21 protein-coding genes and 1 tRNA gene are annotated in these 21,627 nt (G+C 59.3%); 11 read left to right on the plus strand and 11 right to left on the minus strand.

Features of this window, described 5'->3' with window-relative positions:
- Nucleotides 1–83: 83 nt before the first annotated feature.
- Both NW814_RS03935 and NW814_RS03940 read left to right on the plus strand, forming a co-directional pair.
- A complete protein-coding gene (locus NW814_RS03935; protein WP_414405280.1) occupies nucleotides 84–569 on the plus strand; it encodes a CGLD27 family protein in 486 nt (161 codons plus the stop codon).
- A gap of 24 nt (nucleotides 570–593) precedes the next feature.
- On the plus strand, nucleotides 594–1,607 hold the full coding sequence (locus tag NW814_RS03940; RefSeq protein ID WP_414405281.1) for a bifunctional riboflavin kinase/FAD synthetase: 1,014 nt from the start codon (nucleotides 594–596) through the stop codon (nucleotides 1,605–1,607).
- Here NW814_RS03940 and cobS read toward each other — a convergent pair.
- From cobS to NW814_RS03980, 8 genes are all read right to left on the minus strand, one after another.
- Nucleotides 1,538–2,302, minus strand: a complete 765-nt coding sequence (gene cobS / locus NW814_RS03945; RefSeq protein ID WP_414394896.1) for an adenosylcobinamide-GDP ribazoletransferase — start codon at nucleotides 2,300–2,302, stop codon at nucleotides 1,538–1,540. The two genes, NW814_RS03940 and cobS, sit on opposite strands and share 70 nt — an antisense overlap.
- Nucleotides 2,303–2,388: 86 nt before the next feature.
- The gene (gene rpoD / locus NW814_RS03950) at nucleotides 2,389–3,594 is read right to left on the minus strand and encodes an RNA polymerase sigma factor RpoD (protein ID WP_414405282.1); all 1,206 of its coding nucleotides are present in this window, start codon (nucleotides 3,592–3,594) and stop codon (nucleotides 2,389–2,391) included.
- Between the two features lie 687 nt (nucleotides 3,595–4,281).
- Nucleotides 4,282–4,746: a fasciclin domain-containing protein gene (locus tag NW814_RS03955; protein WP_414405283.1), complete on the minus strand. Its 465-nt coding sequence runs from the start codon at nucleotides 4,744–4,746 to the stop codon at nucleotides 4,282–4,284.
- A 125-nt stretch (nucleotides 4,747–4,871) separates the two neighbouring features.
- Complete coding sequence (locus tag NW814_RS03960) at nucleotides 4,872–6,182, minus strand: CO2 hydration protein (RefSeq protein WP_414405284.1); 1,311 nt, start codon at nucleotides 6,180–6,182, stop codon at nucleotides 4,872–4,874.
- A gap of 58 nt (nucleotides 6,183–6,240) precedes the next feature.
- Nucleotides 6,241–7,734, minus strand: a complete 1,494-nt coding sequence (locus NW814_RS03965) for an NADH-quinone oxidoreductase subunit M (protein ID WP_414405285.1) — start codon at nucleotides 7,732–7,734, stop codon at nucleotides 6,241–6,243.
- 18 nt (nucleotides 7,735–7,752) lie between these two features.
- Nucleotides 7,753–9,597 carry an NAD(P)H-quinone oxidoreductase subunit F gene (locus NW814_RS03970; protein ID WP_414405286.1) on the minus strand — a complete coding sequence of 615 codons (1,845 nt, stop codon included), beginning with the start codon at nucleotides 9,595–9,597 and terminating at the stop codon, nucleotides 7,753–7,755.
- 342 nt (nucleotides 9,598–9,939) lie between these two features.
- Nucleotides 9,940–10,047, minus strand: a complete 108-nt coding sequence (gene psbM, locus NW814_RS03975; RefSeq protein WP_414394884.1) for a photosystem II reaction center protein PsbM — start codon at nucleotides 10,045–10,047, stop codon at nucleotides 9,940–9,942.
- Nucleotides 10,048–10,125: 78 nt separating this feature from the next.
- A complete protein-coding gene (locus tag NW814_RS03980; protein WP_414405287.1) occupies nucleotides 10,126–10,422 on the minus strand; it encodes a 2Fe-2S iron-sulfur cluster-binding protein in 297 nt (98 codons plus the stop codon).
- A 355-nt stretch (nucleotides 10,423–10,777) separates the two neighbouring features.
- Between NW814_RS03980 and psbB the strand changes: the two genes are divergently transcribed.
- From psbB to NW814_RS03995, 3 genes are all read left to right on the plus strand, one after another.
- On the plus strand, nucleotides 10,778–12,310 hold the full coding sequence (psbB, locus tag NW814_RS03985; RefSeq protein ID WP_414394881.1) for a photosystem II chlorophyll-binding protein CP47: 1,533 nt from the start codon (nucleotides 10,778–10,780) through the stop codon (nucleotides 12,308–12,310).
- A gap of 85 nt (nucleotides 12,311–12,395) precedes the next feature.
- On the plus strand, nucleotides 12,396–12,494 hold the full coding sequence (locus NW814_RS03990) for a photosystem II reaction center protein T (RefSeq protein WP_414405288.1): 99 nt from the start codon (nucleotides 12,396–12,398) through the stop codon (nucleotides 12,492–12,494).
- A gap of 163 nt (nucleotides 12,495–12,657) precedes the next feature.
- Nucleotides 12,658–13,065, plus strand: coding sequence for a response regulator (locus NW814_RS03995; RefSeq protein WP_414405289.1), 408 nt, complete (start codon nucleotides 12,658–12,660; stop codon nucleotides 13,063–13,065).
- On the opposite strand, the gene purQ is transcribed toward NW814_RS03995, so the two are convergent.
- Together purQ and purS are read right to left on the minus strand one after the other, a co-directional pair.
- On the minus strand, nucleotides 13,062–13,739 hold the full coding sequence (gene purQ, locus NW814_RS04000) for a phosphoribosylformylglycinamidine synthase subunit PurQ (RefSeq protein WP_414405290.1): 678 nt from the start codon (nucleotides 13,737–13,739) through the stop codon (nucleotides 13,062–13,064). The genes NW814_RS03995 and purQ overlap by 4 nt on opposite strands.
- A 65-nt stretch (nucleotides 13,740–13,804) precedes the next feature.
- Entirely contained in the window at nucleotides 13,805–14,062 is a 258-nt protein-coding gene (purS, locus tag NW814_RS04005; protein WP_414405291.1) for a phosphoribosylformylglycinamidine synthase subunit PurS, read from the minus strand.
- 59 nt (nucleotides 14,063–14,121) lie between these two features.
- On the opposite strand from purS, the gene NW814_RS04010 reads away from it, so the two are divergent.
- Nucleotides 14,122–14,895 (plus strand): ABC transporter permease, encoded by a 774-nt coding sequence (locus NW814_RS04010; RefSeq protein WP_414394872.1) that lies wholly within the window; start codon nucleotides 14,122–14,124, stop codon nucleotides 14,893–14,895.
- A gap of 25 nt (nucleotides 14,896–14,920) precedes the next feature.
- On the plus strand, nucleotides 14,921–15,649 hold the full coding sequence (locus NW814_RS04015) for a 2-phosphosulfolactate phosphatase family protein (RefSeq protein WP_414405292.1): 729 nt from the start codon (nucleotides 14,921–14,923) through the stop codon (nucleotides 15,647–15,649).
- On the opposite strand, the gene NW814_RS04020 is transcribed toward NW814_RS04015, so the two are convergent.
- Nucleotides 15,646–15,930 carry a hypothetical protein gene (locus tag NW814_RS04020; protein ID WP_414405293.1) on the minus strand — a complete coding sequence of 95 codons (285 nt, stop codon included), beginning with the start codon at nucleotides 15,928–15,930 and terminating at the stop codon, nucleotides 15,646–15,648. The genes NW814_RS04015 and NW814_RS04020 overlap by 4 nt on opposite strands.
- A gap of 214 nt (nucleotides 15,931–16,144) precedes the next feature.
- On the opposite strand from NW814_RS04020, the gene argC reads away from it, so the two are divergent.
- The 4 genes from argC to NW814_RS04040 all read left to right on the plus strand — a co-directional run bounded on the left by argC (nucleotide 16,145) and on the right by NW814_RS04040 (nucleotide 21,533).
- Nucleotides 16,145–17,251: an N-acetyl-gamma-glutamyl-phosphate reductase gene (argC, locus tag NW814_RS04025; protein ID WP_414394868.1), complete on the plus strand. Its 1,107-nt coding sequence runs from the start codon at nucleotides 16,145–16,147 to the stop codon at nucleotides 17,249–17,251.
- A gap of 5 nt (nucleotides 17,252–17,256) precedes the next feature.
- Complete coding sequence (locus tag NW814_RS04030) at nucleotides 17,257–18,720, plus strand: hypothetical protein (RefSeq protein ID WP_414405294.1); 1,464 nt, start codon at nucleotides 17,257–17,259, stop codon at nucleotides 18,718–18,720.
- A 145-nt stretch (nucleotides 18,721–18,865) separates the two neighbouring features.
- Nucleotides 18,866–18,939: transfer RNA gene (locus NW814_RS04035), tRNA-Arg, on the plus strand.
- A gap of 119 nt (nucleotides 18,940–19,058) precedes the next feature.
- Nucleotides 19,059–21,533 (plus strand): ATP-dependent Clp protease ATP-binding subunit, encoded by a 2,475-nt coding sequence (locus NW814_RS04040; protein ID WP_414394865.1) that lies wholly within the window; start codon nucleotides 19,059–19,061, stop codon nucleotides 21,531–21,533.
- The last annotated feature ends 94 nt before the right edge of the window (nucleotides 21,534–21,627 follow it).

Raw genomic sequence — 21,627 nt, forward strand, 5'->3', positions numbered from 1 at the left:
CCCTGCATTTGAACCGCAGCTAGGCTGGGCTTGGCGGGCGTCAGGCCAACTAATATCATGTTGTGTAGATATGTTAAGGCCCTATGACGAATCCTTCCCATCCCATTCCTGCTGAGCAGCAGCCTCTGCGGCAATATGCGGAGCTAAGGGAAGCTTTTCTTTTTCGCTGGCCAACACTGGCCTGGCTCCCCTACTTACGGCGGCTCCTGGGCGTGTGGGGAGCGGTTGCGGTGGGAATTTTGCCACTGGTGTGGGGCAGCTTTGTCGGGGATTGGGGCCACTTCACCTTGGCATGGATCCTGGGAGCCAATGCCTTGCTGGGCCTAGTGCTGCTCCACCTCTACTTGGGCTGGGCCCACGTGCGGCGGCGCTTGGTGCAGCCGCGGATCCCTTACGAAGAAAGCGGCTGGTACGACGGGGCAATGTACGTCAAATCGGAAGAGGAGCTGGCTCAGCATCGGCTCATTGTCCGTTATCAGGTTGAGCCGGTGTTGCAGCGCCTGCGACGCAGCTTGTGGGGGGTGGTTGGGCTGAGTGCCCTGACGGCCTTGCTTTGGCCACTCTGGTAGGGAGAACCAAGGGGATCCCAAGCGGTGCATGTAACTTCTGATCTGGCTCAAGCCTTGCGGCCCACTGCCGTTGCCATTGGTAACTTCGATGGCTTGCACCTGGGCCATCAGAAAGTGCTGCAGCCAATTCGAGACTCCCCAGAGGGGGTGCGCACGGTTCTCACGTTTCATCCCCACCCGCAGGAGGTGTTGACGGGGCAAAAGCAATGGCTGCTGACTCCGCCGGCGGAGAAGCTGGCGCTGTTGGCTGAAATGGGCTTTGAACAGGTGGTGCTGCTCCCCTTTACCCCTGCCCTGGCTTGCCAGCCTCCCCACGACTTCATCCAGACAGTTCTTGAACAAGGGTTGTGCGTTCGCCACCTCAGCGTTGGCTGGGACTTTTGCTTTGGCCATCGCCGCTCCGGCAACGCCCAAACTCTGAAGGCCTGGGGATCCCAGTGCCGTATTCCAGTAGAGGTCATCCCGGAGGTGCAACTAAACGGGAAGCGAGTCAGCAGCTCCCGCATTCGCGCTGCCCTAGCTACAGGGGAGGTGGCAGCAGCCGCAGAGCTCTTGGGTCGTCCCTATCGGCTCATTGGAGAGGTGGTGCCAGGGGATCGCCGGGGACGGGAGCTGGGCTTTCCCACTGCCAATCTGCGCCTGCCGCCCGAGAAGTTCTTGCCCCGCAACGGAGTGTACAGCGCCTGGGTGGAGGTGCCCGCTGCCGCGGGAGCTCTGCCAGGAGTGATGAACATCGGCTACCGTCCTACGTTTGCTGGGCTGCGGCACACGGTTGAGGTGCATCTGCTGGATTGGACGGGCGATCTCTACGGGCAGGAGGTGCGGGTGGCGTTGCAGGGGTTTATCCGCCCAGAGCGGCGCTTCCCCAAAGTGGCGGACTTGATCCACCAAATCCAGCAGGATTGCCAGAAGGCTCGGCAACAATTGGGCTTGGCGGAGCCGGTTCCTCTCCCAGCGCAAGAGAGACCTCAGGAGAGCTTAATCAGGGATCCCCACAGCAGGGCTATCGCCTCAGACCACTCCACCGTGGCCCCGTAAGTATCCCCCGTGTGTCCTCCCAGTTGGCGGTAGATCCAGTGGCCCACGGCCAAGGCTCCCAGAGCAGCGCCCAGCGTCCAAAGTAGCAGAGGCCCCCAGGCCAGGATCCCGCTTCCCCCCAAACCGGCTGTGGTAACCCCTAGGAGCAGGGTGCCCGGCCACAGGGATCCCGGCAGGGAGGTGGAGTCTTTGAGGAAGCGGGCGGATCCCTGCTCCCGCAAGTAGGGGTAGAGAGCAATGGCCAGCAGTTGGCCCCAGCGACCCCAGGCTGGCACCAAGAGCAGGAGGGGCCAGACTTGTAGGCTACTCAGGGCAGCAAACTTCAACAGCAGCACCAGTCCCAGGGCCAGCACCCCGTAGGCTCCCGTGTGGCTGTCGCTCATCACTTGGAGGCGGTGGGAATTGCTGGCTGACTGCTCTGAGCTGGTGTGGAGATTGGCCGCCAGGCCATCGGCGGTATCGGCCACCCCATCCAGGTGCAGCCCCCCGGTTAACACCACCCACAGCGCTACCAGTAAAGCTGCCCGTACTCCCGCTGGAAAAACCTGAAGCAAGAGGGAGGCCAAAAAGAGGATCCCGCCTAGGCATAGACCCACCGCCGGCAGCCAGGCGGCGATGCCCTCAAACTGCAGATCTGCTGCCCGTCCTAGGGGCAAGGCGGTGTAGAAAGTTAGAGCTGCCCAGAAACGCCGCACTGGTTTTTGATCCTCTTCTCTTCGAGGAGCTGGTATCCAGCCTCCCAGGATCTGGGAAGGTAGCAGCCAGGTCTAACTAGGCCCGGCTAGCGGATGTACTCTTTCAACACGCTGTTGCGATTGGGATGGCGCAGCTTGCGCAGCGCTTTGGCCTCGATCTGCCGGATGCGCTCTCGGGTAACGTTAAAGATTTGGCCAATCTCCTCCAGGGTTTTCATGCGGCCGTCATCCAGCCCATAGCGCAGCCTCAACACATCCCGCTCGCGAGGGGTGAGGGTTGCCAAAACGCTTTCCAGATCTTCCCGCAATAACATCTTGGCCACCCGCTCCTCGGGAGTTTCTCCCTCCGACTCAATAAAGTCTCCCAGCCGCGAGTCCTCCTCTTTGCCAATAGGCGTCTCCAAGGAAATAGGAAGCTGAGCCGACTTGGCAATGAAGCGCAGCTTCTCGATGGTGATTTCCATGCGGGTGGCGATCTCCTCTTCCGTGGGCTTGCGGCCCAACTCCTGGGAAAGCTGCTTGGTGACTTTCTTAATGCGCGAGATGGTTTCGTAGAGGTGAACCGGCAGGCGAATGGTGCGCGATTGATCGGCAATGGCGCGGGTGATGGCTTGGCGGATCCACCAGGTGGCGTAGGTGGAAAACTTGTAGCCCTTTTCGTGATCAAACTTCTCGGCTGCCCGAATGAGGCCCAGGGAGCCCTCCTGGATCAGATCCTGAAAGGAGAGACCCCTGTTCATGTATTTCTTGGCAATAGAGACTACCAGCCGCAGGTTGGACTGCACCATCTTTTCTTTAGCCCGCCGCCCCTGGTGTAGGCGCCGCCGGAATTCCGGCAAGGGCATTTTGACTTCCTCTGCCCATAGCTCCTCCGGCACCTCCTCCGGGCTGGACCAGAGGCCCATTCGCTCGAAAACGGCCTCACGGGCGCGCTCTAGCTCCAGCAGATCGGCAATTTTTCGCGCTAGCTCAATTTCTTCGTCAGGCCGCAGGAGGCGAATGCGCCCAATTTCTTGCAAATAGACGCGAATAGAGTCGTCGGTGTAGACCTTTTTCTTGCTAGCCGATTTGCGTTTCGCATGCCCTTTGGCAGCAGTAGCCTCATCCTCCTCCTCGAGGAACTCTTCGTCGCCCTCCTCCTCGTCAAAAGCCTCAGTGTCACTGGCATCCAGTTCAAACTCGAGGGGATCCGCTCCATTGTCTGCATCCAGGAGGATGGAAGAGGAGCTTTCCAGATCCGAGTCGAGAAGAGCCGTCTGACCAGATGTCACCAACTCCTTTGCTTGCACCATGCTGATTTCCTCGTGACGCTAATCACAAAACTGGAGGCAACTAAGAGCTTCTAGACGCCAAGGCAAAAGCAGCAAGTCCCAAGTCCACTGCAACCCAGAACGCCAGCTCTAGGGCGCCAAGAGCTGCAGAACTAGACCCCGCTCGCGCTAGGCAAGCTGGCCCGCTTCTAGACAGCCAAGAGCTGGGGTTACTCTCGAAGCAACGGTGGCTCATGGGGCTCAATGAAACTGGTGCAAAACTTGTTGGACAGGCAAGCCCCCTCGAAATTGAGGAAGCCCACCTTTTGCTCTTCCCTGGCGCAGGGCAAGGCGCCTCCTGGAAGGGCTGGCTACCTCGACCCCTCCCCACGCTTGGAGGAAGGGGCAGACCACAGCCGCCGGCAAGGGATCCCTGCAGGCAGCTGTAGCCGTTCACACCAAACGCCTTCCCTAAATTAGCCCGCCCTTGGGGAAACAGCAACGGGGCAGGTGAAGAAAATCTAAACTTTGTCCCGCCGCCTCACAACGCTCCAATCCCGATGTCAGGGATCCCTACGACTTGACGGGGCGCTGGAGGATCCTCCAGGAGCCGATTTGGGTGGGCCGGAGACGGTGGAGCAATTCCACCGAGGCTTTCTAGGTCATCAAGACCCATACCTTGCAGCAGGAACCTGCCCAGTGGGGGATCTGCCTGCCGGTGGTGTCGCTTCAGGGGGCGCTGGCTAGGCCCTCTTTTTCCGCAGAGCGCAGGATTGGCCAGAACCAGTGGGGCCGCATGAGGATCACCGTGTCGATGACATGAATGATGCCGTTGTCGGCTTCAATATCGGCCTGGATAACGGTAGCATTGTTTACCTCAAACACGTCCCCTTCGATAAACAAATCGATGGGGGATCCCTCCACCGAGCCTACACTTCGATACTTGGCCAAGTCCGCCTTTTTCAGGCGACCGGGCACCACATGATAACACAAGATGCGAGTCAGTTGAGGGATGTTTTGCACCAGGGTGGTAATGGTGCCGGGAGGCAACTTGGCGAAAGCGGCATCGGTAGGCGCAAAAACAGTAAAGGGGCCAGGGCCTTTCAGAGTATCCACCAAGTTTGCCGCTTTCACGGCTGTAACTAGGGTGGAGAAACCCTCCGTAGCAACTGCAATATCGACAATATCAGGCATGGCCAAAATCCCTATTTTGCTAGAAGTTGAGATGACAGGAAAGTCAAAGTGGTGGGCAGTTTCAGAGCTACCTGGCCTGAATACAACTGAAAATGGGCAGAGTCAATGCCTAGACTTGAAGTCGGCTAGCGATAGTTCTGATCCTGAATATAGGCCAGGCGAGCTGCTTCTCGAATCCCGTATTCCGGCCGGGTGAAGCGATTGAGTTGCCCCTCAAAGTAACGACGGTTCATCATCAAATGTCGCGGATTGGGATCGTCCAAAGGATAGAGAAAAGCTGCTCTACCTGCCTGGATCACGGCTGAGGTGACGTTGTACATGGAGCGCTGAAAGCTGATCCCAAGCTGGATCAGCATGTCATCTTCGCCGCGGCAATGCTTGCGGTAATACTCCACTAAATACTGGGGCAAAAAGTGGTACATATCCTGGTGCAAAAGCGTCGGCGGGATCCCGGCACTGGCCACGGGAAACTTGTCGGCGTAGAGAACCCCGTAGTGGAAGTCCAACTGGTTAACGGGCACTTGGTTGGCCTGGGCGTTGTAGGACTTGGTGCCGCGGAAGGGAGAGGTGCGATAAAACACGGCCTCTACGTAGGGGAAAGCCGCCTCGTATAGCCAGGTAAATCCCTTGGATTTGGGCACAATATCGTACCATTCTCCGCGGATGCGCACCCGGTGATAAATGGGCCGTCCGGCAATGGCGAAGATCCCCCTGACCAAGAAGTTCATCGCCTCCGGCACGCTGGTAATTTTGCCCTCGTCGTAGAGATCGCTCATCTCAAGAAAGACAGGGGCCATCACCTCCCAAAACAGGCCCAGCACCGAGTACATGGTGGCCTGGCGGCATAGCTCTAAAAACATGTCTGGGAAGAGCTTGTATAGCCCCATCAACAGGGGGTTGCCTTGGCAGTAGGCGCGGATGGCGCGGTCGGCATTTTGCTTGTATTCTTCCGAGTCCATATAGGGATCCAGCAGGCCCCCCATATCTCGGTGCCAGAGCATGGCCCGCATACACTCTTCCGCAAATTCCATGTTGATGCGGTCATGCCAAAGGTGATGCAAGATCCGCGGCAGCTTGCGCTTGAGCTCCCCTTTTTCCATGAACTCCAGGAGCTCTGGGTGGGCCGTGGCGGGGCCACGCCAAATGCGCAGATCCGCATCATCTCCAGCGTAGTGGTTGGCCAGCTTCAGATACTCTTCGGGAATGATGTACTTAAAAAAGGGCAAGGGATCCACAAACACCTGCTCGGCAATGTAGAGCAGATCGCGCCAATAAAAGTCCATCGGAATGGCATAGGCTTTGTAGATGCCGATAATTTGCATCAAGTTTTCCGGCGTATCCGGCAGCATCGATCCCCCTGCCTCGAGGCGATGGACTATCTCGGCAAAAGGATGAGTGGAAGGAGGTAGCTTAGGTGCAACTAGGGTTGTTGCCATGGCAAGTCTCCAACTCTTCAATTCCTGGGAGTCTCCCAACTACCTGGTGAGCTCGTTGCTAGGGAGAATGATCCGGGTTACCGGCTGAGGCCAAGATAACCGTTTGGGCCTGAGCCACCTGGGTGGAGAGGGTAAACGCCAAGGGTTGCGGCCATTTCACCAAGTTCATGGGCTGGATCCCAAACCAGACGATCAAGGCAGTTAAAACAAAGCCCGGGATCCGCTCCCAGCCCTGCACCCGTGGGTAGTAGGCGGTGCGGTTGTCCAATTTGCCAAAGCAGGTGCGGTTGAGCAAAATCACAAAATACACCGCTGTCAAGCCGGTGCCGCAGATGCTGATCAAAGTGGGCAAGGGAAAATCTTGGTAGCTGCCCTGGAAGATCAAGAACTCAGCCACAAAGCCCACCAAGCCTGGGATCCCGGCACTGGCCATGCCGCCTAAAATCAGCAGGGCACTCACCGTGGGCAGGCCACGCAGGGGATTGAGCAGGCCGTTGAGCACGTTGAGATCCCGCGTTCCTACCTTGCGCTCCACCAGGCCCACCAGATCAAACAGCAGCGCCAAAATCAGGCCGTGGGAAACCATCTGCACCATTGCTCCCGTCAAGCTAATCGGCGTGGCCGCCGCCATGCCCAGCAGGATGTAGCCCATGTGGCCGATGGAACTGTAGGCCACCATGCGCTTGATGTCTTTTTGGGCAATAGCCGCCAAAGCTCCCGAGAGCACGGCAATGGCCCCCCACCAGGCCAGAAGCCCGGCCAGGTCGGCCCAAGTTTGGGGAAACAACTGCAGCCCAAAGCGAAATAGACCATAGGTGCCCAATTTGGAGAGCACCCCTCCCAGCAGTATCGCCACCGGCGGGGAAGACTCGCCGTAGGCATCGGGCAGCCAGGTGTGGAGGGGCACCAGCGGCATCTTGATGCCAAAGGCCACCATCAACGCCAAGAGCGCCAGGGTTCGGGCAGCAGGGCTCAGAGAGCTGATGCGAATCTCAGCCAGCTCAAAGGTGTGGGGATCCCCAAGCCAGTAGATAGCCAAAAAGGCCCCCAGCAGGAAGATGGCGGAGACAGCGGTGTAAATCAAAAACTTGATGGCGGCGTAATCCCGCTTGGGGCTGCCCCAGATGGAAATGAGCAGGTAGATCGGGATCAACACCAGCTCGTAGAAGAGGAAAAACAAGAGCAGGTTCTGAGCAGCAAAAGCCCCGTTGACCGAGCCGCTCATCAGCAGAATGCAGCCGTAAAAGAGATTGGGACGCTGCACCTCCGGCTCAGCCGTCAGGATGGCGATGAGGGTAAGCAGCCCGTTCAGGGCCACCATCAACAGAGACAGCCCGTCCAAGCCCAGGGAGTAGCTCAAGCCAATCTCTGGGATCCAATCCCACCGCTGCTCCCACTGAAAGCCAGTTGCCTGCACGTCAAAGCGGGTAAATAGAAACAGCGAGATGGCCAACGGGATCCCGGCCAGGACCACCGCCAGCTTTCGCCCTCCCAAGCCCAGGAACAGGAGCAGGGATCCCAAAATCGGCAACCCAATCAAGGCACTCAGCATGGTCTTTACCCCCTCGACCTACCCAAGCCTAGAGAACCACCAACCCAGCAGGGCCACCCCCACCACAATTGTCAGCACATAGGCCTGCAACTGGCCGGAGGTGGTGTACTTCAGGACTTGGCCGCCTGCCAGCACCGCCAAACTGGTCAAATTCACCAGGCCATCCACCACGTAGCGGTCAAAGAGCGCCGTGACCTCAGAGATGATGCGCACCACAAACACCACACTGGCTCGGTAGAGCTTAGGAGTGTAGAAGTCGTTGGCCAGTAGGTCCTGCCAGTCGGCCAAGAAAGCCCAGTCCACTGGCCGCCGCCCCCGCGGCAGGTACAGCCAGGCTCCCAACGCGATGCCCGCCAAGCTGGATCCGGCCATCACCGCAATCGGGATCCCCTGCAGAGCCGGCAAGAGATCCAAGGCCGCCAGAATCATCGGCACATGCAGCGTCACCCCCATCATGACCGTGCTGGGCAGCATCATCGGCCAATGCACTTCTGGCGAGCGCTCGCTCATCTGCTGTGGCTTACCCCCCCAAACAAGGCCGAATACCCGGGTTAGGCCCAGTGCCGTCACCGCGTTGGTAACCAGCACAACTGTTGCCGCCAGCCCCTGCCCTGACTGCACCAACTGCTGCCACAGATCCGTCAGCACCCAGAAGGAGCCAAAGGGAGGCAAAGCAAGGATTCCGGCCATCCCCGTCAAAAAGCACAGACCTGAGATGGGTCGCCGCGACCACAAGCCCCCTAGATAACGCAGATCCTGGGTAATGCTGTTCCAGATCACCATGCCCAGCGCCATCACCAGCAAAGCCATCGCCGGCGCATAGGTAAGCAGCAACTGATACGCTTGCTGGACATGGCCGGTGCCCACTGCTACAAAGATCAAGCCCATGTAGGCGCTCACCAGGTAGGACAAGGCCCGCTTGGCGTCAATTTGAGCCAGGGCCACAAAGGCTCCCCCCACTGCCGTCAGCCCCCCAATTACCAGCATCACCCGCAACACCGTTGGGGAAAGAGCATAGAGCGGCTGCAGGCGGATCAACACCCAGGCCCCTGTGCCCACCACCACGGCGTTGCGCAAGATTGTGGCAGGGATCGGCCCCTCCATCGCCTCATCCAGCCACAGGTGCAGGGGGAACTGAGCACACTTGCCCACAGGTCCAGCCAGCAAGCCCAGCCCTGCCAGCGCGAGCAAAGTTGGGTCCACAGAGATGGCTCCTGCCTGCACCGCCTTTGCCCAGGCCGCCAAGTCCTCAAACTCCCAAGATCCCGTCAGGGGATAAATGGCAATAACCCCCATCAAGAGCAAGAGGTCGCCGATGCGCTTGGTTAAGAAAGCATCTCGCGCCCCGGTGACCACCAGCGGCTGGTTATACCAAAAGCCCACCAATAGGTAGGTGCCCAGGGTCAAAATCTCCAAGATGACGTAGCTAAAAAACAGAGAGCCACACATGGCCAGGGCGCACATTCCCCCCTCAAACAGGCCCAGCAGGGAGAAGAAGCGCGCCCAGCCCCAGTCCATTTCCATGTAGCCAAAGCTGTAGATCTGGGCCACCAGGTTCAGCCCCGTCACCACAGCGCAGGCCCCCAGCGTTACCGAAGAGACCTCTAGCGGCAGCTCCAACACCAGATCCCCCACCTGCAGCCAGGGCAGCCGAATCACCTGCGCCGGCTGATCCCAAATCGCCACCAGCGCCCCCACACTGTGCAGAAACGCTACCAAAGTCAGCAGCGCATTTAGGTAGCCCGCCGGTCGAGGGCCAGTGCGGCGGGTGATTCCTGGGGACCAGATCAGCGCTCCCCCCCACCCCACCAGCGCATAGAGGGGAATTAACCATGCGGTTGTAACCAGCCCGTTCAAGCTCATAGTCCTCCTTCCGACCCGGGATCTCGCCTGACCCCATCGCTGGCTGAGATTCTGTAAAAAATCTTAAGAGGCATCCTAGTGGCAAACTAGGATAGACAGAAGTCAAGTTTTCCGATGAAGACCGTAGACTTAAGTCTATCCGCCAAAAAAACACTGGGAAGTCAGGAAGACCCACCTAAGGGATCCCGCCTGCAGGCCACTTCAGCCGCAGCTGCATTCTGTTGCAAAAAGTAAAGAGCCCCCTGCAGAAGTCCCTGCCGAGTTTTGGGGGCTACTGCCAGTTAGGTTTCCGCCAGCCCTACTAGGGCCTTTGCCTGCCCTGAGCAACCAGAGCTTGCTCGACTAGCTTTCCGACTTGCTAGAAGTCTGCACGTATAGGATTACTAGAAAGATGGAAGGTACCAAGATAAGCAAAAGAGTGGCCAAGATGCCCAGGTAGTTTGTCTCCATCGCTCCGCACGCGGCAAATCCAACTGGCAGCTAGCATACCATTCTCAGGTGCGCCTTGCCCAAACGACCCAGCCAGCCCTAGGGCTTGGTTCTCACCGCAACATCCCCCAGCACCTTAGTCTGGCAGGCGAGGCGATAGGTCTCAGGCTTGCGCCTGAGTTTGCGGTTTTCTGCCTCTGTGCGTGGCGAGAGGTTTTCAGCCCCCTCGACAATCTCCACCACACAGGTGCCACACTGGCCGTTGCCGCCGCAGTTTAGCAGCTTGGCCACCATCTTATAGAGGTCAATCTGGTTCTCCAGCGCCTTCAGGCGCAGGTTCGACCCCTCTGCGACGACGACCTCCCGGTTCTCGTTCACAAACCGAATCGTTGCCATAGCTCTGCCAAAGAACCTCGCTCGAACTGAGCCAAGAAAGAGCGATGTTGCTAAGTATTGTTACATTTTAAGTCATGTTTTTAATCTTTGGCCAGAGATCGGGGAAGATGGTGCCAAATATGAGGGGCATCCCGCCTGAAGCCACTCAGGTCGGTTGCGCTTCGTTATACTGTCTGATCTCTGGGAGGGAAATTCTGCCGGCAATACTTTCAGTCAGTGGGTGTGCCCTTAGGTTAGGTAGGCACGGCACCCCTCAAGCTAGAAGGGACTGCTCAGGTCAGAACCTAGGGGGATGTCGACTTCGCTTTTTGACTGGATATTGCCCAAGTGTTGAAAACGTGGAGGATCGAGCTTTATGGGACTACCGTGGTATCGGGTCCACACTGTTGTACTCAACGATCCAGGCCGCCTCATTGCGGTACACCTAATGCACACTGCCCTGGTGGCGGGTTGGGCCGGATCGATGGCCCTGTACGAAGCAGCCATCTTCGACCCATCGGATCCGGTCTTGAATCCAATGTGGCGCCAGGGCATGTTTGTCATGCCGTTTATGGTGCGCCTGGGAGTGGTCAACTCATGGGGTGGATGGAACATCTATGGCGAGAGCGTTGCCAACCCAGGCTTCTGGACGTTTGAGGGGGTAGCCGCTGCCCACATCGTTCTATCGGGGTTGCTCTTTTTGGCTGCCTGCTGGCACTGGGTGTACTGGGATCTGGAGCTGTTCCGGGACCCCCGTACCGGTGAGCCAGCCTTGGACTTGCCGAAAATCTTTGGGATCCACCTGCTCCTGGCGGGGATTCTCTGCTTTGGCTTTGGCGCGTTTCACCTGACGGGCGTCTTTGGCCCAGGGATGTGGGTGAGCGATCCCTATGCCACAACAGGGCATGTGCAGCCGGTGGCGCCGGAGTGGGGGCCAGCCGGGTTTAACCCCTACAATGCTGGCGGGGTGGTGGCCCACCACATTGCCGCGGGCATCGTCGGCATCATTGCCGGCTTGTTCCACATTACGGTTCGTCCGCCCCAACGCCTCTACAAGGCTCTGCGCATGGGGAACATAGAGAGCGTGCTCTCCAGCTCGCTGGCAGCAGTGTTCTTTGCTGGCTTTGTGGTAGCCGGGACAATGTGGTATGGCAGCGCCACCACACCTGTCGAGCTGTTTGGCCCCACCCGCTACCAATGGGATTCCGGTTACTTCAACCAGGAAATTAACCGGCGCGTCAATGCTGCCGTGGAAGCTGGGATGACCCTCAGCGAAGCCTACAACTCTCTGCCTAAGTCCTTACTCTTCTACGATTACGTGGGCAACAACCCAGCCAAGGGTGGCCTGTTCCGGGCTGGCCCCATGAACAAAGGGGATGGCATTGCCATCGCGTGGCTGGGCCACCCAGTGTTCCGGGATCGCGAGGGGCGGGAGCTGACGGTGCAGCGCATGCCCACCTTCTTTGAGACGTTTCCCGTCATCCTGCGAGATGCCGATGGCGTAGTGCGGGCTGACATTCCCTTCCGCCAGGCCGAGTCGCGCTACAGCTTTGAGCAAGTGGGCGTGACGGTGGAGTTTTACGGCGGCAAGTTGGACGGGCAGGTGTTCACGGACCCGCCAACGGTTAAGAAGTATGCCCGCATGGCCCAGTTGGGTCGGCTCTTCGAGTTTGACCGTGAAACGCCCAAGGCTGACGGCACCTTCCACACCAGCCCCCGCGGGTGGTTTACCTTTGCCCACGCTGTCTTTGCCCTGCTATTTTTCTTCGGCCACATTTGGCACGGCGCCCGTACCCTCTTCCGCGACGTGTTCGCTGGCATTGACCCGAACATGAGTGAGGAGATGGTGGAATTCGGCGTCTTCCAAAAAGTGGGGGATCCCACCACTCGCAAGGTGCAAGAAGCCTAGAGCTTTCTTGGTTCCTAGCCGTCGGCACTCGGTTCTCTTTGGGAATGGGGTGCTGGCGGCTCTAGAGAGTCCATGGGAGGTTGCTATGGAAACCATCACCTACACCTTTATCCTGTTTTTGACGTTGGGCCTTCTGTTTTTTGCTGTTGCTTTTCGCGAAACTCCCAAGATCCCTAAGAAGTAAGCCCCACCAGTTGGGTCCGCCACGCTAGTAGGGTCTGAGGCTAGGAGGCCGCGCAAACAATTGCCTGGATCCCTGGGCAAGGGCAGTTGCCCCGAGACTAGCCTGGGGATCGCTACAATTGCCTTGGGTTGGTGCTAGCTGGGCTCTAGAGCCCAGGGGAACGATGGCAAAGGTGCTACTGGTAGAGGATGATCCGGCCAATGCCCGCGTATTCGAGAAGGTGCTGCAGCGACGGGGTGGGTTTGAGGTTCTTCACAGCCAGGATGTGGAGCAGATTCTACAGCTGGCCCAAGCCCGTGAAGTAGACGTCATTTTGCTAGATGTCTCCCTCTCCCAGAGCACCTTTCGCGGCGAGGCAGTGGACGGGATCCGCATTGCCCAGCTGCTTAAGGGGGATCCCCGCACCAGCTCCATTCCTATCCTCTTGGTAACGGCCCACGCCATGCGGGGCGACCGGGAGACTTTTTTGGCCCAGAGTGGGGCCGATGGCTACATTGCCAAGCCAGTCGTGGATCACGAGGAGATGGTGAACCAAGTGCGCCAGGTGTTGGCTCAGGCTCAGCAGGGCTAACTGGACAGGCTTTGCACAATCGACTGCCAAAAAGGGATCCCATCCTGGCCTGGCAAATCGGGGTCGGCAGCGCGTTCTGGGTGAGGCATCAAGCCGAGGATGCGACCGCTGGGATCGCAAATGCCGGCGATGTTATCCACCGAGCCGTTGGGGGCAACGGGATCGTAGCGGAAGACAATCTGACCCCCATCTTGCAGCTGCTTCAGGGTGTCGGCCTCGCAGACGTAGCGTCCTTCTCCATGGGCAATCGGCAGGGTTACAAGGGCGGACGGGGGGTAGGCGCTTGTCCAGGGCAGATCTGGCCGCTCCACGCGGATCCTCACTCGGTCGCAGATAAAGTGCAGATTAGCGTTGCGCAGCAGCGCCCCTGGCAGCAAGCCCGCCTCTGTCAGGATCTGGAAGCCATTGCAAATGCCCAAGACATAGCCCCCCCGGGCTACGTGCTCGGCTAGAGACCCCATTACCGGCGCAAAACGGGCCAACGCGCCCGCCCGCAGGTAATCTCCGTAGCTGAATCCCCCCGGCAGCACCACCACATCCAGCCCTGACAAATCGGTTTCCCGGTGCCAGATGAGTCGCGTCGGACAGCCTAAGAGGCCGCGGGTTACCCAGGCTACGTCGCGGTCACAATTGGAGCCAGGAAAAACGACAATGCCAAACCTTACCTTGGCCATGGGGATCCCTTGGGGCGAAGGCAAAAGCGGTGAGGGCTGGAGCGAGAGAGCTTCTTGGTGAGAGATCAGCCCTCTTGAGGCTCCACTTGGATTTGATAGGTCTCGATTACTGGATTGGCCAGCAGTTGCTCGCACAGCTTGCTCACCTGCTCTCGGGCAGTTTCGGCGTCAGGGGCCTCTAGCTGCAGCTGGATGTGTTTGCCAATGCGCACTCCCTGCACCTGGGTATGCCCTAGCTGATGCAAGCTAGCCTGGAGAGCAGCCCCGGCAGGATCCAGTACCGAGGGGCGCAGGTGGATCTGAATTTGGGCCTGGAACTGCATAGAATGAAGCTGGGCTTCTACAAGTGTATAGCCGGTTGTCGCTCGCTTGAGGCCAGCCTATGGATGCAGGGCGCGTCGTGGCCATTGCCCAGAATGTTTTTCGGGAAACCATTCGGGATCGCGTTCTTTATCTGGTGATGGTGTTTGCGGTGGCCATGCTGGGGGCCATCGTTTTGATTCCCCAGGTAGCCAACCAGGCCCACAACAAGATCATTGCCGATTTGGGTCTGGCCGCCATCCACTTCCTGTTGCTGGTGGTGGCCATTTTCGTCGGCACGGGGCTGGTCAATAAAGAGATCGAGAGGCGCACGGTCTACGTGCTGATTGCCAAACCCATGAGCCGGGCGGAGTTTATTGTCGGCAAGCATCTGGGCCTGTCGGCTTTGCTGTCGGTGCTGCTAGCAATGATGACGGCTGTCTTTTTGCTCAGCCTGCGGGTGGTGCAGGCCCCCATTTCCCCCTGGGCCGTTCTCTGGGCAACAGTTTTTACCTTTTTGGAACTGGTGCTGATTGTGGCAGCAGCGCTGCTGTTTGGGGTTTTTACCTCCCCGATTTTGGCTACCCTCTACACCATTGCCCTGTTCATTATGGGCCACACGAGCCGTGCCCTGCTGCAGTTAAGCAAGCTAGTGGAAGACACAGGCTTCGGCAAGGTGTTCGAGGTAATCTACTTAGTCCTGCCAGATCTGGAGCGCTTTAACCTAAGAGATGCTGCCGTTTACGGACAAATTCCCCCGCCCACCCAGCTTCTTGGCGATGCGCTTTACGGCCTGATCTACACCGTTTTGCTGCTCATTTTGACGGCGCTGGTGTTTGCCCGGCGCGAGTTCTAATAAGCTCTCGGTGGATCCTTCTCTCATGCGATTTTTCCACTTCCACACCCCTGAGCAAGTCCCCTCGTCAGGGATCCCGGCCTGCGCGGTGGCCATTGATGTGCTGCGGGCCACCACCACCATTGCCACAGCCCTGGCCGCAGGGGCAGAGGCCGTGCAGGTGTTTGCCGATTTACAACCCTTGCAAACGACCAGCCAGAGCTGGCCGGCCTCCAAACGGCTCTTAGCTGGGGAGCGAGGCGGCAAAACAGTGGCGGGCTTTGACCTAGGCAACTCCCCCCGCGAGTATACGCCGGAGCGTGTGCGGGACAAGCGCATCTTCATGAGCACCACCAACGGCACCCGCACCCTTCAGCGCTTAGAAGGGATCCCAGTGTTGATCACAGCAGCCCTGGTGAACTTGGGAGCAGTGGTGGAGTTTCTCAGGCAAGGAGCTTTTGCCGAGGTGTGGCTGGTGGGAGCTGGCTGGGAGGGGGCTTTTGCTTTGGAAGACACCGCCTGTGCCGGAGCCATTCTGCATCGCCTGGGCTGTTCGGAGGAGCAGTTGGGCAACGACGAGGCAGTGGCCGCCCTGGCCCTCTACCAAACTTGGCAAGACAATCTCCTGAGCCTGTTGCGGCGCTCCAGCCATGGGCAGCGGCTACTGGCCATTAGCCCTGAAAGCGACAGCGACCTGGCCTATTGTGCGGAGTTGGATCGGCTCTCAGTGGTGCCCCGGCAGGTTCAGCCCGGCGTTTTGGCCCTCGCCGGCTAGCTGGCCTGGGGTGTCTCGGCGGCAACAGCCAAAGCCTTCTGGTGCAGCCACTCCTGCCATTCTCCCGGGATCAACTTGCTGTGAAACGCATCTCCGGAGACAAACACCTCCTGCTGGTTTTGGGCCAAAACAAAAATGGAGCGGCGGTCGAAATGGGAGGTGAGCTTGTAGAGGGTGTAGGGGCCTTCGGAGTAGAGGGTCAACGTTTCCTGATCCAGGCCGTGGCGGCTGCTTTGGCCGCGGGCTCGCAGGATCATGTTGATCAATTGTTCGTAGTACATACAACCCTTCCCGACGAGGTAGGGAACATCCCTGGGCACGACCTCAACAGCCAAGGCGGCTGCCGAGGCTTGGGCGGCTCGCGTGAGCCCAGTATAACTCCCGGCTCAGGCAACACTGAGCCCAACAGAGCAGGTGAGTTCAACCAAGGCAGCGGCAAATGCGATAAATAGTAAGGCAAACCGTCAGTTTTGCAATTCTGCACAGGCAGCCCCCATGGCCACTACGGCGCCTCACTCTCTTCCTCCCACCAATCCTGTCCGCGTCGCCATCGTCGGGGCCTCCGGCTATGGAGGGGTGCAGTTGGTGCGGCTGCTCAGCGAGCATCCCGGCGTGCAGATCACCTACCTGGCCGGTCAAGACAGCGCCGGCAAACGCTACGGGGATCTCTACCCTCACCTGGCCCAAGCGGTGGATTTGACCATCCAGCCGGTAGATGTGGAGGCCATTGCCGCCAGCAGCGACGTTGTCTTCCTCTCTCTGCCCAATGGCCTGGCAGCAGACTTGGCGCCGCCTTTGCTAGCCAAAGGGTGCAAAGTTCTAGATCTCTCGGCAGACTATCGCTTTCGCAACCTGGCCACCTACCAATCCTGGTATCGCCTGGGGCAGACGGATCCCAACTGGCCCAGCCCTGCCTATCGCCAGGCCAACGAGCAAGCGGTCTACGGGCTGCCAGAACTCTACCGGGAGGCCATTGCCCAAGCCCAACTGGTAGCCTGCCCCGGCTGCTACCCCACCGCCTCCCTGTTGGCGGTTGCCCCCCTGCTGCGGCAGGGGTTGGTGGAGCTGGACAGCCTTATTTTCGATGCCAAATCCGGCGTCTCTGGCGCGGGCCGCACCCCCAAGCTGGGATCCCTATTTGCCGAGGTAGATGGCTCTCTGGGGGCCTATGGCGTGGCCCAACACCGGCACACGCCCGAGATCGAGCAGGCCTGCAGTGACCTCACCCACACTCCCATCACTGTACAATTTACGCCCCACCTCGTGCCGATGGTGCGGGGTATCCACGTCACCTTGTACGCCAACCTGCGGGATCCCGGCCTCGTGGGCGAAGATCTCATCACCATTTACAACGCCTTCTATCGCCAATCCCCCTGGGTCAAGGTGCTGCCCCGCGGCGTTTACCCGCAAACCAAGTGGGTTGCCGGCACCAACACCTGCATGATCGGGGTGGAAGTGGATACCCGCACCAACCGAGTCATTGTCCTGTCGGTAATCGACAACCTCATGAAGGGACAGGCCGGGCAGGCGGTGCAATGCCTCAACCTAATGATGGGGTGGCCGGAAACCTTGGGCTTACCGCAGCTTGCCTTTTACCCCTAGCTATAATGCCGGTAATTCCCCTGCAGCCCAGTTTGCCCATGCCTAACCTCTTCTCCCCCAATCTTGATCCCAACAGGCCCGCCGCGCCGGCGAACTCTCCACCTTCATCCGGTAGGGCGGGGGACCTGAACTGGGAGGGGCTGTGGCGGCAACTGGAAGCGGGCTGGCAGGAGCTGCCCCGGCGCTCTGAAGAAACCCTGCAGCAAACCCTAGCTCGTTTGCAACTGGAGTGGGGCGGCCTGTGCCGCGAGGCGAGGGATCGGCTGCAGGCAACTTTAGACAAAGCTAGAGCCACCAGCTCTCCAGAGCCGCTCCAGCAAGACCTGCAAGCGCTTTTGCCTCTGCTCAGCCCCCGCCAATGGGAGGTGGTCATTGGCTCTCTGGAACGGGCCGCCGATCGCGCCTGGGTGGCCAGCCTGCTGTATCACAGCCTGCAGGACCAGGCCTATTCTGGGGCAGAAACCAACGGCATCCCTTCTTGGGCAGGGGCCTTAACCGCTGAGCAACGCTCCACCTTGGAGGCGATGAGCCTGCGGGCCTATGGCAATAGCCGCCTACCTCTGGTGGTGGACAAAAGCGGCGAGATCCAGGTGAAAGCCTCAGCCGCCCTCTTGGCCGCCCTCATTGCCGTCGAGATCGGCAGCGTGGGATCGGCAGGGGCCCTCTCTCTGCTGGGCACGCCGGAGCTGCGCAAGCTCTTGAATGCCGAGGGCAAGCTGCGGCGCAGCGTCTTAAAGCAGGGGCGAACTGCCCTCACCGAAGAGGAGTGGCAAACCCTGCGCCAGTGGCTCGATCCCAAAGGATCCCCCCCCGACTGGTACCTCTCCCTCACCCAACTGGGGATCCAAACCACGCAGGTGGGGGACTATCTGGCGCGGCGGCTGCGGGAGTTTTTCCAAAGCGAATGGATCAAGCTGGTGATCCCTCCCCTGTATCACCTGGTTATCGACGCTGTGCGGCTGTTGACGGGGGAAGTGTTTCTCAGTGTGGGCACAACCCTAGAAGCGGCTTTAGAGTCGGCAGAAGCTGAACGACGCCTGGAGCTGCTGCTGCAAGCTTTGCCCCAGGCCCGGCACATTCCCAGTCCCGAGCGCATCCAAGCCGCCCTTCCCGCCGTTGTGGAGGCTGCTGAGACAACCCTCAGGCCACTACTGGGGCGCCAGTTGATGACGGTGGCCGACATCTTCGACCCGCCCCTTCGCAACGAAAGCCTCAACGAGTTGGGGCGGCAGCTCAACCTCTGGAATCCCCTGCAGTTTTTGCTCACCTGGGGTACGTCTGGCTGGCTAGAGGCTCTGCTGGATCAGATCAAGGAATTGCAGCAGACCTACCCGGAAATGCCCCTGTGGGAGAGCTATCGGCAAGGGGTTGAGACAGCAGTGCAAGCCCCTCGGGTGATGGAGCAGGCAGAGGCCCTGCGCCTTACCGCCAAGAGCTTGGATCCCGAGATAGAACCCTCGGACGACTGAGCCATTCAAGGGTACCCCCCCTCCTGGGCAGGGCCTTCTTGAATGGTGGCGGATATCAAGAGATGCTCTTGTGCTACAATGTGTAAGCCATGTTTAGGGATGTCCATCAGTAGATGACAGCCAGATAGTCTAGTCTACCCCTCTTGCGCCTGTAGCTCAGTGGACTAGAGCACGTGGCTACGGACCACGCGGTCGGGAGTTCAAATCTCTCCAGGCGCGTTCCAGTCCCAGATGATTTTTCGTCTGGGGTGTCTGCTGTCCCTTAGCTGGCCTGAATCCTGTGTTAGGATCAGGCCTATCAGGTCCGCCTTGATGCAGGCGTAGGGAGCTCGAGGATCATGTTTGAACGCTTTACAGAAAAGGCCATCAAGGTGATCATGCTGGCCCAGGAGGAGGCCAGGCGGTTAGGTCACAATTTCGTTGGCACTGAGCAAATTTTGCTGGGGCTCATTGGCGAGGGCACGGGGATCGCCGCCAAAGTCCTCAAATCTATGGGGGTCAACTTAAAAGACGCCAGAATTGAGGTTGAGAAAATTATCGGTCGGGGATCCGGCTTTGTGGCGGTTGAGATCCCCTTTACTCCTCGCGCCAAGCGAGTGCTGGAGCTCTCCTTGGAAGAGGCGCGCCAGCTTGGCCACAACTACATTGGCACGGAGCACCTACTCCTGGGCCTGATCCGAGAAGGGGAGGGAGTAGCCGCCCGCGTTCTGGAAAACCTGGGGGTGGATCTCTCCAAGGTGCGTACCCAAGTCATCCGCATGCTGGGCGAAACCGCCGAAGTAACGGCAGGCGGTGGCTCCTCTAGCCGTACCAAGACGCCCACGCTGGATGAATTTGGCACCAACCTGACTCAACTGGCTCAGGAAGGCAAGCTGGATCCAGTGGTAGGCCGGACGCGGGAGATCGAGCGGGTGATCCAAATCTTGGGCCGCCGCACCAAGAACAACCCCGTCCTCATCGGCGAGCCGGGGGTTGGCAAAACCGCCATTGCCGAAGGTTTGGCCCAGCGCATTGTGCAAGGCGATGTGCCCGACATCTTGGCCGACAAGCGAGTGATCAGCTTGGACATCGGCCTGTTGGTGGCTGGCACCAAGTACCGCGGCGAGTTTGAAGAGCGCCTCAAGAAAATCATGGATGAGATCCGCAACGCCGGCAACATCATCCTGGTCATCGACGAGGTGCATACCCTGATTGGGGCGGGGGCGGCGGAGGGTGCTATCGATGCTGCCAACATCCTCAAGCCGGCTTTGGCTCGCGGCGAGCTACAGTGCATCGGGGCCACCACTCTGGATGAGTACCGCAAGCACATTGAGCGAGATCCGGCTCTGGAGCGCCGCTTCCAGCCCATCATGGTGGGCGAGCCGAGCGTGGCTGAGACCATTGAGATTCTCTATGGCCTGCGGGAGCGCTATGAGCAGCACCACAAGCTGAGGATCTCCGATGCGGCTCTGGAGGCGGCAGCCAAGCTGGCCGACCAGTACATCTCCGACCGCTTCTTGCCCGACAAGGCCATTGACCTCATCGACGAAGCGGCTTCGCGAGTGCGCTTGATCAACTCCCAACTGCCGCCAGCGGCGCGGGAGCTGGATCAGGAGCTGCGGCGGGTTCTCAGGGAGAAGGATGCCGCAGTGCGAGCCCAGGACTTCGACAGGGCTGGTGAGCTGCGGGACCGGGAGATGGAGATTAGGCAGCAGATCCGCGCCATTGCAGCGGCCAAGAAAGCCGAGGACAGCAGCCGCACGGAGCTGCCAGAGGTAACGGAGGAAGATGTGGCCCAGGTGGTGAGCGCTTGGACAGGGGTGCCGGTAGCCAAGCTCACCGAAAGTGAGTCGGAGAAGCTGCTCCACATGGAGGAGACCCTGCACCAGCGCATTGTCGGTCAAGATGAGGCTGTGCGGGCTATCTCTCGCGCCATTCGTCGCGCGCGCGTGGGATTGAAAAATCCCAATCGCCCCATCGCCAGCTTCATCTTCTGCGGCCCAACTGGGGTGGGCAAAACGGAGCTGACCAAGGCCTTAGCCGCCTACTTCTTCGGCTCCGAGTCAGCCATGATCCGCCTTGACATGTCGGAGTACATGGAGCGGCACACGGTCAGCAAGCTTATTGGATCCCCGCCCGGCTACGTCGGCTACAACGAGGGGGGTCAGCTGACCGAAGCGGTGCGGCGCCGCCCCTACACGGTGGTGCTTTTTGACGAGGTTGAGAAAGCCCACCCGGATGTGTTTAACCTGCTGCTGCAGATTCTCGAAGATGGCCGCCTGACCGATGCCAAAGGTCGCACGGTGGACTTCAAGAACACGTTGATCGTGATGACCTCTAACATTGGCTCCAAGGTCATCGAGAAGGGCGGCGGCAGCCTTGGCTTTGAGTTCAACACCAATGAGGAAGAGGCCAACTACAACCGCATCCGCAACCTGGTGCACGAAGAGCTGAAGCAGTATTTCCGGCCCGAGTTCCTCAACCGGGTGGACGAGATCATCGTCTTCCGGCAACTGACCAAGGACGAGGTGAAGCAGATCGCCGACATCCTGCTCAAGGAAGTCTTCGACCGCATGAAGGAGAAGAAAATTCACCTCACGGTCAGCGATCGCTTCAAAGACCTGCTGGTGGAGGAGGGCTACAACCCCAGCTACGGGGCACGTCCCCTGCGCCGGGCCATCCAGCGCCTGTTGGAAGACCTGCTGGCAGAGGAGATCTTGACTGGCCGCGTCAAAGAGGGATCTGAGGTGCTCATCGACGTGGACGAGGAGCGCAAGCCCAAAGTCCTAGTCACGCAGTCAGATCGGGTGCTCTTGCCGCAGGGAGCTGAGTAAGGTCGCCAGGACGCTCTTCTGTTGCTGGTTACTGGACAAGGGATCCGCTGCTATTTCCGGATCCCTTGTTCTTGACTAACAAGGGATTGGCTGT

The organism is Synechococcus sp. R65.1 (assembly GCF_047461755.1).
Lineage (GTDB): Bacteria > Cyanobacteriota > Cyanobacteriia > Thermostichales > Thermostichaceae > Thermostichus.